The sequence below is a fragment of the Pirellulales bacterium genome (genome assembly GCA_036499395.1).
GTDB lineage: Bacteria > Planctomycetota > Planctomycetia > Pirellulales > JACPPG01 > JACPPG01.
Window position 1 is genome coordinate 30,221 of the sequence record DASYDW010000086.1, and the last position, 12,576, is coordinate 42,796.

At 59.7% G+C, this 12,576-nt stretch carries 9 protein-coding genes; all 9 read right to left on the reverse strand.

The annotated features are described in order from the left end of the window. Positions 1-8 precede the first annotated feature (8 nt). Complete coding sequence (locus VGN12_16115; protein ID HEY4310977.1) at positions 9-1,199, reverse strand: acetate/propionate family kinase; 1,191 nt, start codon at positions 1,197-1,199, stop codon at positions 9-11. A gap of 172 nt (positions 1,200-1,371) precedes the next feature. Further along, a complete protein-coding gene (locus VGN12_16120; GenBank protein ID HEY4310978.1) occupies positions 1,372-2,151 on the reverse strand; it encodes a class I SAM-dependent methyltransferase in 780 nt (259 codons plus the stop codon). Between the two features lie 90 nt (positions 2,152-2,241). Then, a complete protein-coding gene (locus VGN12_16125) occupies positions 2,242-4,179 on the reverse strand; it encodes a glycosyltransferase family 2 protein (GenBank protein HEY4310979.1) in 1,938 nt (645 codons plus the stop codon). A 13-nt stretch (positions 4,180-4,192) separates the two neighbouring features. Then, positions 4,193-6,388, reverse strand: a complete 2,196-nt coding sequence (locus tag VGN12_16130) for a glycosyltransferase (protein HEY4310980.1) — start codon at positions 6,386-6,388, stop codon at positions 4,193-4,195. Between the two features lie 34 nt (positions 6,389-6,422). Next, positions 6,423-7,247, reverse strand: a complete 825-nt coding sequence (locus VGN12_16135) for a class I SAM-dependent methyltransferase (protein HEY4310981.1) — start codon at positions 7,245-7,247, stop codon at positions 6,423-6,425. A 62-nt stretch (positions 7,248-7,309) separates the two neighbouring features. Further along, on the reverse strand, positions 7,310-8,320 hold the full coding sequence (locus VGN12_16140; GenBank protein ID HEY4310982.1) for a GHMP kinase: 1,011 nt from the start codon (positions 8,318-8,320) through the stop codon (positions 7,310-7,312). Further along, positions 8,317-9,615 (reverse strand): HAD-IIIA family hydrolase, encoded by a 1,299-nt coding sequence (locus VGN12_16145; protein ID HEY4310983.1) that lies wholly within the window; start codon positions 9,613-9,615, stop codon positions 8,317-8,319. The genes VGN12_16140 and VGN12_16145 overlap by 4 nt, the downstream gene beginning before the upstream one ends. A gap of 2 nt (positions 9,616-9,617) precedes the next feature. Further along, complete coding sequence (locus VGN12_16150; protein HEY4310984.1) at positions 9,618-10,553, reverse strand: NAD-dependent epimerase/dehydratase family protein; 936 nt, start codon at positions 10,551-10,553, stop codon at positions 9,618-9,620. Positions 10,554-10,585: 32 nt separating this feature from the next. Further along, on the reverse strand, positions 10,586-12,576 hold a 1,991-nt coding region (locus tag VGN12_16155; protein HEY4310985.1), incomplete at its 5' end, for a glycosyltransferase.

Below are 12,576 nucleotides of genomic sequence, written 5' to 3' on the forward strand. Positions count from 1 at the left end.
GCCGCATTTCAGCCGCCGTCATCTGCGGCGACCAGCCGCTGTACCTCTCGCGAGATCATCGATTCTTCGTCCGTGTGGATCACCCACACCTGGCACGATGCGTTCTGTGCAGAAATCATTCCCAGGGCGTGGGCATTGCGCTGCGCATCGAGTCGAATGCCAAGATGGTCGAGCGATTGGCAAATCTCGGCACGCACCTCGACCGAATTTTCGCCGATCCCGCCCGCAAATACCAGCACGTCGATACCGCCGAGGGCGGCCGTGAGCGCGCCAATCCATTTTCGCGCTTGATAGCAAAAAATTGTTAGGGCATCGCGAGCGCGCGGATCTGACACACGTTTTGCGACCAGATCGCGCACATCGGCGCTCGTCTCGGACAGGCCTAACAGGCCCGAACGCCGATTTACAAGTTCGTCCAGCGCGTCAGCTTTCATTCCTTGCCGCATCAAGTGGACCATTACACCCGGGTCCAGATCGCCAGTGCGCGTTCCCATCACCAGGCCCGCCGTGGGCGTAAAGGCCATCGTCGTATCGATGCAGCGGCCGTTTTGCACGGCGGCCATGCTCGCGCCGCTCCCCAAGTGCGCTAGTACAATTCGCCCTGCAGCGACCTTTGGCCCGGCCAGGCGTGCCAATTCCTGCATCAGGTAGGTGTACGACAGGCCGTGGAAACCGAAACGGCGGATTCCCTCTTGTTCGTAGTGGAGCGGTATCGGCAGTAGCCGCGCCTGGCGCGGCAGATCACGGTGAAAGGCCGTATCGAAGCAGGCGATTTGCGGGACCTTCGGCAATCGTCGCTGGCAGGCCTCGACCAGTGCAATCTCGCCCGGCAAGTGCTCGGGATCCAGCGGAGCCAGGCGGCGCAGTTCGTCGAGCATTGTCGCGGTGATCGGCTGCGATTCGGTGAAGTTCGCCCCGCCGTGAACGATGCGATGCCCGACACCACGCACATTTGCCAGCCCGCTTCGCTTGTCGAGAAGGTCAAACAGCGAGTTTGCGGCCGCGGCTAGGCCGCCGGCCTGAACCGGTTGTGGATCGGCAGCCGTCCCATCCGCCTCGCGCGTGACGAGCGTGCTGCCAGCTTGTCCGATGCGCTCGATGCGTCCTGAAAATATTCGCGTGGGCGGAACGCCTGGTGCGAACACGGCAAACTTCAAACTCGACGAACCGCCGTTAAGCGTCAGGATCGAATCGTGCATCGAAAAAAGGCACCTGGCTAGCGGCAATCAAAGAAACCGCCGTCAGTATACAAAAGTGCGGCCGCGCCGCCGACTTCCGAAAGGCGTTCTCATGCAGATGCGCCTCGGTATGCACTGAGGCTAAATCCGCATAAACGGATCGAAGATAGCGATGTTAGTCGTGACAATGCGATCACGCAGCGTCTGGCGTAGCTACCGTGGGCGCGAAAAGCTCGCGTGATTCGAGTTCGGTGACCTTGTGCTTTAGGCAAAGGTTTTCCAGGCGGCTGGTTAGTCGCTCGCCCACCTGCGAGAAGTAGCGGCGGATTCGGCCGCGCTCGATCGCTGAAGCATTCACAAATGCTGCCAGCTCATCGGGAATCTCGTTCCCTACGGCCACGACCCCCAGCCCGTATTGATGATCGAAAGCGAACGTTGGATAGCTGGCCTCGATCTCGTCCCACAGTTGCCAGACGCCAAAGCCCGGCAGTCGGGCGCGAATGTCATGCATCAGCACGACGCCCCGGTTGCTCATCTTGGGTCGCCAGGTGTCGAAATCTTCCTTAACAGCCTCGTACGAATGAAAGCCGTCGATGTGCAACAAATCAATCGTGCCGTCACCGAAACGATTCACGGCGTCGCGGAATTTGCTTTGCACCAGGTAAGAAAAGTGGGCGTAAAGCGGATCGTGATGCTGCTTCAAATCGTTCAGCACGGCGAGGTCCATGAAGCCGGCATGCTCGTCCCCCTCCCACGTATCAACACCGTAGACGCGCGTGTCGAGCCCTAATTGATCGACGGCTTGGCAGAATGAACAGTACGAAACGCCCAAATGCACGCCCAGCTCGACGAGCAGCTTCGGCTTCGTCATCTCGACAACGGCCAAACCGAAGGGCACATGCTCGATCCAGGCCGAGTGAACCAGCCGATGCGGAGAAGCGAGCGATACAGGATAGTCGAGCGGGTTAAACATGGTCGCGATTCCCTAACGGTGTGACACACTTACTCGCGGGTAGAATTCAGAACACGTTTTTCGATGTCGTTCGCTTTGGCAGATGTACCTTCAGCAAAAGCCCAGCCGCAATCCCATCTCGCGCGCTGCCCGCACGAACGTCGCCCGCAGGCCGCGGTCGCGCAGATATTTCACGGCCCGCTGCACAAAGTTGACCGGTGCGGCGTGCGCCCGTTGTTCGCTCCGGATAGTCGCCGCGGTTCGCTCGTCCATTCGCGCGAGCATCGCCGCCTGCTTTTCCTTGGCGATCTGGTAGTACGTCGCGAACTTTCTCGTACGCGCAAACTGGTCCGATGAGCTCGCCGGCACACGATAGCCGGACGTTGTCTTATTGACGAACGCAAACTCAGCGTCGATCGAGTATCGCGTCCACAGGTTCCAGTCTTCGAGTATTTCGAGTGATTCGTCGAGGCCACCGTGACGCTCGTACAATCGGCGATCGAACAAGATCGACTGAATCGGGATGTAGTTCCGTTCCCATAGCAGCCCACGGTAGAACGGTTGTCGGTAAATCGTGCGGCGTGTTACTTCTTCGTACGCGAGCGGTTCCACCGATCGGACCGCCGTGGCGATTTCCCAGGCGGCCGAATACGCGGCGCTGCAATTCAGTGTGGCTGCTAGTTGCGCGACGAGCGTCTCGACATGGTCGGCAAAGAAGTAATCGTCATCATCCAGAAAACCCAGGTATTCGCCCCGTGCTTGCGACAGCCCCTCGTTTCCCGCCCGGCACCGTCCCCCTTTGGGAATCGTGAAGTAGTGGATTGCAAACGAAGTTTTCGACGCACACTGGCGTAGCAATTCCTCGGCAAAGCGAGTTTCGCCGTCCTCGACGACGATCACCTCGATGTGCGGATATGTTTGATTGCTCACACTTTGCACGGCTTCGCGCAAGAAGCCGAGTCGGCCGGCGTAGGTGCGAATCACGATTGAAACGAGCGGCCAAGTCGTGCGCGAGGTTTTTTCTGCGGCCGGCACGCTGCGGTCGCGGCTGATTTCATAACCGACGCCACGGAAAGCGAATTTGGTTTTCGACGTTTGGCGACTGCGCCAGAAAGCCGGCGCCTGCCACACGAACTGCGGTAAAAGCTTGAACAGCCCCCAAGCGTAGCTAGGCCGGTACAGCACGATCCACCACCGCGTGAGGTAAACGAGCGGAATACTTATTTGCTCGCGCCATCCCCCGAATCGCAATCGCAAAAGTAGATTCGCCAGTGAAATGCCCAGGAATTCGGTCGCGCGCGGCTCATGGGGCGTGGCGCCGTAATGCCAGCAGACGGCCCGAGGACAATAGAGCAATCGGTGCCCGTGGTCTCGTAGTCGGTATGACAGGTCGACATCTTCACCGTACATGAACAGCTTCTCGTCGTAGCCACCGACATGCTTGAGAGCCGCGGTTCGCAACAAGACGCACGCGCTCGATGACCAAGCCGTCTCGAGCGTGACAGGGTTGTAATACTTTGGATGCTCGAAAGGCTTTTGCCGGCATTCCCAGCTCGCCACATCGACGGGACTCGTCACGGCAGAGGCCACGAGTTGGGTGAGCGTATCGTGCTCGAACTCGAGGTCCACATTCGTCACCAGGAAATAAGGGGCCGCGGCCGACCGCAGATTCACGTTATGCCCGGCGCCGAAGCCACGATTCGATTGCTGCACGACAATCACGTCGGCGAACCTAGCCCCATGGGCTTCGGCGAACGATTGCAATTGCTCGTACGTGCCATCGAGCGAACCATTGTCGACCGCCAGGATGCGGATGCTGTTCGTCGGATAGCCCTGGGCCAGCAGGCTCTCAAAAAACTTGGGCAACCAGCCGCTCGAGTTGTACGTTACGAGCGAAACGTCTAACACCGGCCACGAATGTTCTGACGTGCAGTGATTGCCAAGCGGCAGCGCAACTGTTCTGTGGCTGCACTCGATTGCGTTTACCGACGCACTAACGACTACGCCTGGCGTTTCGTGCCTTTCCAAATTGTCAGATGTCGGCTGCATAAATCCGTTCCGCTTAGGCGGCAACGCAAGCCATCGCGGCGGTCGGCGGCGCGTAGTGGCAATTGCTGCGCACTTGTTCGACGAATCGCGGCCAGTTGCGATACGCTGCGATGTACTCCGGTCCCAAGCGGCGCAGTTCTGCGACGCGCTCACGATTCTGGCATAGCTCGCCTAGCACACGCGCGTATTCGTCCACGGCGTCCGTCCGGCCCACGAGGTAACCATTCTGCGCCGAGATCAACTCCGAAATACCACCAACGTCAGGAGCCACGCAAGCTAGACCAGCTCCCATCGCTTCCAGCAACACATTCGGCAGCCCATCCCAGGCGGTCGTATAGAGGAGCGCATCGAATCGTTCGGTAGGCAGCGAGGAAAACCCGTCGTACTCGCCGTGATAGGTGACGTTCACACAAGCCCGCAACTGCGCGGAATAGCGATTCGCCTCTAAGGCCGGCGCACCGTACACGTGGAAATGAACAGGCAACGTGCGACAAGCCTCGATGACCTTTAACAACACGTCGGGACGCTTTTGCCGATCGAGTCGGCTGGCCCACAGCACGTGCAGGCGAGCATCGTTCTCGGACCGTCGCGGGCGGACGGTGACGCGCGTCGGGAAGTCCAGCACTTGAAACCGCGCGCGGTCGAAATCGTATTTCTCAACCAACTCGTCGACAAACCGCGAGTGGTCGCAGAACACGTTCGTCAGATGCGGAAAAATATCGAACAGGTATTCGTACGCGTACCCTGCGTAACCGTCGACCGAATAATCGGGGCACCACATCGAAGCGAACAGCCGGCTCGCCGAACTGAGTGCCTTGCCGTGTCGGGCGAACAGCTTCAGGCCGAGCGCCGAATTGATGCAATGCACATGGCTGGGGCTGCGCTGCACGAGCAATCGCGCGAGCAAGGTCAACTGAGCCTCGTCCGGTAGATGCGCAGCCAGCTTACCGAGTTCGAGTACGTCGGTCCGCGGAGGCAATTCCGCGAGCCACGGAGAATCACACGCCTCGGTCGTGACACACAACTGACGATCGCAACCTAACTCGGCCAACGCACGCATCTGGTGCAGGACGACCAGGTCCGAGCCGCCGCGTTTCAACCACGGTAGTAAGAAAACATGAGTCCGATCCCTCTGCCAGGCTGCGGCCGCTTGCGAATAAACGCCTGCAATCGTCGAAGCCGACGGTCGCACGCGCGGAATTTGCGCACCGTGATCCGACGTGGGAAGTAGCGCCGGTTCAATGTCGTGCAGCGTGCGCCATTCGTTGACCAACCACTCTGGAAGTGCCTCGCTGCGGCCAGCCGGCGCGGCGATCGCCTGCCGGGCGTCCTTCAACACCTGAAGGGCCGAAGATACACGGCGAGCCATATCGCGCAGCCGGGGCCGGTCTTGCAGTTGAGCACGTACACTGGTTCGCACTGATCGCGCAATTTGATTAAGAATCGATTGCCGCGGCGTCCTCAGGACGTTAGCCGATTGCGGTTGGCTCACCTCGCACTGATCGAAGAGCCGTGTCGGCGGCAGCAGAGCGTCGGCGCTACGTGCGTCATGGGTGGCGGCAAGTTGCTCGCGAACGAAATCTACAGTGCCTGGCACCACATGATGGGTTCCTCCGGCGGCGATCGCTTCGCAATTCCAATGCCAGGCGGTGTGCCCCCACCCGCCGCCGGACTTTGACGATGCGAAAGGCACTTCACACGCGAATTCTCGAGTGACGAAGGTGTGCCCACTCCAACAGTCGGATTCGAGCAGATTCGAAGCGCTGGTTGCAGCGTTGCCATACCCAACGTTTTCGAAGATTCGAGGCTGCCTGCCAAAGTGGAAGCACAGCTCGGGGTGAAATACCGCGCGGCGATCGTCGATCGTGAGCGCCTGCTGGAATGCCGCCAGAAGCCAGTTGCCCGAGATCAAATCCGCGGAGTTCAGTAAAGTCACATACCGCCCATGTGCGCGTCCAATGGCGTGTTGTCGCGCCTGACCTTCATCCTGAAAGTTGACGCAGAGGATTTGCGCGAATTGGGACGCGTGACTATCGAAATAAGCCTGAGTCTCCGGGGTCGGTGTATCGAGAACTGCGACCACTTCAACGGGCACCTGCGCCTGGGCCACTTCGGCAGCGCGCAGCACACTGCGAATCGCGCGGTGCGCCAGGTTGCCTTCGGCATGCGCGGTGATGATCACCGATATGCCGTCGTTGAACTGCGTCATGGTCGCGTCCCCCCATCACCGCGCGCCCGCACGGCTACGCCCCGCGCCCGAGCAATCGCCTGGCAACCCTGCGCAGCACTGCGGGCCCCTTGCCATGTACATGATGGACGGCATGCCCGGCTTCGAAGTTCTCGAACTCATCGCGCCCGGCGAACGCCTCGCGATTGACGATCGATTGCTTGCAGACGATCGCGGCGCCACAATTATTCAACCAGTAGGGCCACTCAAAAAAGATCGGCACCAGTTCCGGAGCCCGGCCGCAGGCCTCGACGATCGCCCGCCGCACTCCTCCCTGCTTCTTCGTGTCGTACGATTGCGCGTACAGTGATGTATCGTGAAAGATCATCAGCCCGTCATCGCGCAGCAGCTTCGTGAAATATTGGATCTCGCCGAATACGGCGTCGAAGTCGTGGCAGGCGTCGACGTAAATAATTTCGAACGGCGCCGCCTGCGCAAGCTGCTGCCGCACCGGCTCCTCGTAGCTGAAACCCTTGATGCAAGTGACTTGCTTTTCGAGGCCCGCCCGCTTGACGTAGCCAGTCGCCTTATCGTGGCATTCGTTGGTCGGCTCGACCGTGTACAGGTGGCCGAAATCATTCAGCCGTAACGCCTCGCCAATCACGACCGACGCTGACCCAATGTGCGTCCCCAACTCCAGGATCGAATCGGGTTTAAACGACAGCGTCAGGCTGAACAGCATGTTGCGAATGCCCGCGTCCGAATGCCCGGGCGCGTGCGGATCGCTCTCCATGGCTCGCAACGTTTCGAGATAGGCCGCTGAAAAATCAAGCGGCTGGTAAACCGAGTGCAGCGACCAGCGCGACGGTGGGTAGAGCGTGGGATCCTTCGGCAGAGCCATGAGATATCTTCCTTGAAATGGGATCGCGCCGGCGAGCGGATGTTTCGCTTAGCGTGCGGGCGCTAGGCGACTTTGGCCAGCTCCGGCATGTGAGATCGATCGTCGTAAATAATTGTCGTGCCGGCATCGTCGAATTCGACTTCGCATTCATCCAGTTCGCTCAGCGCGCGACGCAGGCGTTCGTGTTCCGACTCGGGCGAGTAGAACAGCAAGAAACCGCCCTGCCCCGCTCCCAGCAGCTTGCCGCCAACCGCGCCGTTGGCTAGCCCCAGGTTGTAGTAGTGGTCGATCCGTTCATTGCAGATCGTGCGGGCCATTTCTTTCTTGTACATCCAGCCGTCATGCAAGATCTGCCCGACGGCGTCGACGTTGCCGTGGCTGACGGCGCCGCGCAGTTCTTCGGCCAGGTTAACCATGCGTTTGACGTTCGCGATCACTTGCGAATTCGCCGCCAGGTTTTTCTGCTGCTCAACGAGCACGCTATTGGCTGATCGCGACTCGCCCAGGTAATACATCCGCAGCCGCGACTGCAATCGGGCCCGGGTGACGCCATCGAGAAAGATGGGCTGCACCTCGACATGCCCATCCGGTCGAAAGCGAAAGTAGTTCATGCCGCCGAACGTCGCGGCGTATTGATCCTGCTTGCCGATCGGCGAGCCCAGCCGATCGATTTCAACGTGGCAGGCTTCTTCGGCGATGTCGCGCCGGTAAATGATCTGGTTTGTGTAAGCATTGCACAAATTGATCAAGCCGACCGTAAACGCCGAAGATCCTCCGAGGCCAGTGCCTGTGGGGACGTCGGCGCTCGAATTGAAATCAACACCATTGATGCCGTATTGACTGAAGATCTCGCGAATAATCCGATGGCGGATGGCAGACACGGAATCGACCAATTCGCTCTCGGAATACTTCAAAAAGATCTTCTCGCGGTGGAACATCGGGTGCAACGACAGATACACGAACTTGCGGATCGCCACGCTCAGCACGGCGCCGCCATGCTCGGCGTAGAACTCCTTGAAGTCGCTGCCTCCGCCCGCAAAGCTGATACGCAGCGGTGTACGTGAAATGATCATGCGACTTTGCCTCGCGGAATTTCTGCACTTCGGCCCAAGACCATTTGCACTGCCGACAACAGGTCACGCGCCGTATTGCCGGAAGCTGCACGACGCGCGTCGACTTGGATGGTGCGGCAGCCCGCTTTTTTGCCAGCCAGCAGATCGCTTTCCTGATCGCCGACCATCCACGAACCGTTCAGATCGATGTTCATTTCGCGCTGAGCCTGCAGCAGCATGCCCGGCTTTGGCTTGCGGCAGTCACAATCCATCTTCAACGTCGAGACTTCGCCGTCGAAGCCGCGCTCGGGATGGTGTGGGCAGTAGTAAATCTTGTCCAAAAACGCACCGCCCTCGGCGGCCAACAACGTCTCCATGCGAGCATGTACGCGCTCGAGCCCCGGCCGGGTCAGCATCCCTTTGGCCAGCATGGGCTGATTCGTGACCAGCACAGCCAGATGCTCGCTGTCGTTGATCCGGCGAATTGCCTCAGCGGCGCCAGGCGCTAATTCTACATCGTCGGGGTTCGACAAATGGTCGACGAAGTTCAACACCACTCCGTCGCGATCCAGGAATACCGCCTTGCGGCGATTGGCCCAATTCATCCGCGCAATCCGGCCGCTTCGGCACGCGAGGTCAATCTCCCCCAGTCGATCGGGCGTCCCCATGTCTTTAACGAACTCAGCTGTGCAATACGCCGCCAAGGGAAGCCCGTGCGCAAGCATCGAGGGAAACACGTCGCGGCCTAGATCCGCGGATTCGCCAAACGGAAGGTGGCGGAATATCTCGGGCGAGCAGACATACACCCCGGCGTTCACCAGGTTGCGATGACATGCGCCGGCAGGGCGCGGCTTCTTATGCCACGCCTGGATGCGATTTTTGTCGTCGATTTCGACCAGGTCGCTGTCCTGCGGATGATCGTTCGGATGGACGACCAGCGTGGCCAGCGCATGCTCTTCGCGATCAAAGGCGATCAGTCGTCCCAGATCCATGTCGAGCATCACGTCGCCGTAGAAAACCAGAAACCGATCGCTGATCAAGTGTTTGACCAGCGCCAGGCTGCCGGCGGTGCCCAGTGGATAGGGCTCGACCAGATGCGTGATCCGCATGCCGCGCGTGGCGCCGTCCTGCAAATGATCGAAGGTCACGTTGGCCAAGTGTCCGGACAGGACGAAAACATCACGAATGCCGTAGCGCCGGGCCAAGGCCAATTGATGTTCCAGCACCGTTCGATCGGCGATCTTGACCATCGGCTTCGGCACGTTGGCTGCGCCAAGCCTGGTCCCTTTGCCACCGGCGATAATGACCAACTTCATGTTTACGTCTCCAGCATTGCTCGCACGGCGCATTGCACGGCCTGATCAGACGTGCGTCGCGCGTGCCATCCCAATGCCCCGAGTTTGTCAACGCGATAGCGAACTTGTGCAACGTCGCCGATCCAGCCGGTCGATCCCTTTTCGTAATGCACCTCAGGCTGAACGCGCATCTCGTCGATCACCGTGCGGACGATTTGCTGCACGCTGGTACGGGAATCGACCCCCACGTTGAACACATTCAGGGGCTCGTCGGCGTTTTGCCAGATGAATAGCAGCGCCTCGACCAGTTCTTTTACATACAGGTAGGGCTTGGCCTGTTCACCATTGCCGCGCACCGGCAACTCGCTCGGATCGCGACGCAGCCGGTTAATGAAATCGAATAGCGCTCCGTGCGTGGCCCGTTCACCGACGATATTCGCGAACCGCGCGATCCAGGCTTGCATGCCGTAGTTGGCCACGAAGCTAGAGATAAACGCCTCGCTGGCCAGCTTGCCTGCCCCGTAGTGTGATACCGGCAGCAGCGGACCATGATTCTCGTCGAGCGCGCACGCCGCGTCGCCATAGATGGCCGAGGTCGAGGCAAACACGATCTGTTTCACACCGCAGGTGCGCATCGCGCACAGCACGGCGTAAGTTGTCTCGAACGTGTTATGGAAGTCCACGCCCGGATCGTCGTGGCTACGGGCGATATCGGAATTGGCCGCTAGGTGGAATACACAGTCCGGCGCACTGTCGGCCATGACTTTGCTAAAGGACGATTGATCGAGAATGTCGACGACGTGTAGCGCAAAGCGAGAATTGCCCGCAAGGTGGTCGAGTTGCCGCTTATCCCCTAGCGACAAATTGTCGACGACCGCTACCTGATGTCCTAGCGCCAATAGCGCATCGATCAGATGACTGCCGATGAAACCGGCTCCGCCGGTGACCAGGATGTTCATAACTTCCACTCCCCCCGACAAACGCACGCCCGCTAGGCGGCCGTTTCGCTGACCAACTGCCGAAACGCGGGCGAATCGTGGCCGTGAGCCGTCTTCTCTTGCTTGCGGCTCTTGCGAATCGTCTCCAGCACGATCTCCTCGATGCGGCGGGCCATCCCTTCCTCGTCCGGAAAGCCTTTGACGTAGGCCGTGCCATTCCGCGCACGACATGCACGCTCGACGTCGTCGCGCATGATCTGCTGAACCTCGCGAGCCATGATCTCGGGCGAAGGGTTGAGCAGGAAAATATTGTCTTCGCCGCCGTAGTTGACCGCTGCCGCGTCGCGACCGATGTCGGCCACGGCCAGGCCACACGCCATCATCTCGTACGGCACCAGGCTGGGATTCGTCGTCGAGAACACAATGCCCAGGTCAGCGTTGCGATATAGCTCCGCCAGTGCCTGCAGGCTTGGCAGCATCTTCATATTCACGTGCTCGAACGGCACGCTGTCACTGGGAATTTTCGACGAACCGTACAGCACGACCTCCACGTCCGGATTGCGCCGCTTGAACTGCGCGAGCATCGCGATTCCCAGTTCATAGCAGCGGCGGTTCCATTCGGGCCGTGCGAAGAACAGCACGCGCCGATGACGAATCTCGCGAGCTCCCGGCCGATAGACGGACATGTCTATCGGAAAATAGAACTCGTGAACGTCTTGGCTGTACTCGCGCTCCAGGACTTTCTTGGGCCAAGGGCCGCTCGTCACATGCGTGAAGCCGAGGCGATATGTATTCTCGGCCAGGATGTATTCCGAGCCCATCGGATAGAACATGGGCTCGAAATCCTGCACGAAGTAGAACGGATGACGAATCTTGTGCCGGTTCGCCTGCAAGCAGTAAGCGGTCGACCAATGCGTGGCGAAACAGGCATCGTGCCGCAGCGTGGTGCCGCGATAACGATGAAATTCGACGTTCGACAGATCGTAGAAGTTCTGGCAGACGAACTCTTTGGTCGTGTCGTCGTTGGTTTCCGTGTGGTAGAGCGTGATCCGGTGGCCAAATTCGCTCAGCTTCTTCGCCGCGCGGTAAATATTACGATGCCCGCCCGATCCGGCCGACGGCTGCGGCACGATCCAGGCAATGTCGAGGCATTCGGGATCGCACTGACCATCATCGGCCGTGGCCACGATCGAGCGATAGACGTCGACGATGCCCGCCGCGCAGGAATTGATCGAAAACGCCGGCACAAATCGCGCGGCCGCGGCGCGGCCGATCTCCTCGCGCAGCTTTCGATTCGAAACCAAACGATCGAGGGCGGCAAACCATTCGGCGGGTGTGGCAGCGACGAAGCCGTCCCGGCCGTGGGTGACGCAATTGCCGTAACTATCGGTCGCCGACACAACCGTTGGTACGCCCACCAGGGCCGCCTCGAAAATCTTTAGTTCGCTTTTGCCGGCCGTGAAAGGGTTGTCAAGTTCCAACGGCGCGATGTTGATATCGACCGCGGCCAGCTCGCGCAGCATGTCCAGCGGAGGCATGAATCTCTTGCGGATTACGCGGCTTTCCAACTCCTTGAATTCTGCCGGCAACACCAAGGGACCGACGATCAGAAATTCGACTTCCGGCCGCTCGCGCATCACCTTGGCGACGGCTCCCGCGGCTTCGAGGAAATCCTTGTTGTGCGTGGCCGAGCCTGAGAAATAGCCGATGCGGATCTTGGCGCCGTCGCGATTGCTCGCCGGCAGCGTTGCGGCGGTCTCAAGCTGTGCGGCATTGATCGTGTTCGGGATCACATAGGCCGGTTTGCCCAATTGCTGAACGCGGCGTTGCAAGAACGACGTCGTACAAGTCACGGCGTCGGCTTCGAGCAGCATCTCGCGGTAGCCGCACACGCCGCGCCGATACTCGGCAACTTGCTCCGGCGTATAGCCACTGATGCCGTCGACGTGGTGAATGCTTTCTGGTTCGAAGATCAAATCGTCGAGGTCGAAGACGACCGGGATCTGCAAGCGCCGCGCTTCGTCGACCACCGCGGCCACGGCGG

Coding starts and splice junctions, on each gene's coding strand:
- VGN12_16115 (HEY4310977.1), bottom strand. CDS start 1,199: ATGCACGATTCGATCCTGACGCTTAACGGCGGTTCGTCGAGTTTGAAG.
- VGN12_16120 (HEY4310978.1), bottom strand. CDS start 2,151: ATGTTTAACCCGCTCGACTATCCTGTATCGCTCGCTTCTCCGCATCGG.
- VGN12_16125 (HEY4310979.1), bottom strand. CDS start 4,179: ATGCAGCCGACATCTGACAATTTGGAAAGGCACGAAACGCCAGGCGTA.
- VGN12_16130 (HEY4310980.1), bottom strand. CDS start 6,388: ATGACGCAGTTCAACGACGGCATATCGGTGATCATCACCGCGCATGCC.
- VGN12_16135 (HEY4310981.1), bottom strand. CDS start 7,247: ATGGCTCTGCCGAAGGATCCCACGCTCTACCCACCGTCGCGCTGGTCG.
- VGN12_16140 (HEY4310982.1), bottom strand. CDS start 8,320: ATGATCATTTCACGTACACCGCTGCGTATCAGCTTTGCGGGCGGAGGC.
- VGN12_16145 (HEY4310983.1), bottom strand. CDS start 9,615: ATGAAGTTGGTCATTATCGCCGGTGGCAAAGGGACCAGGCTTGGCGCA.
- VGN12_16150 (HEY4310984.1), bottom strand. CDS start 10,553: ATGAACATCCTGGTCACCGGCGGAGCCGGTTTCATCGGCAGTCATCTG.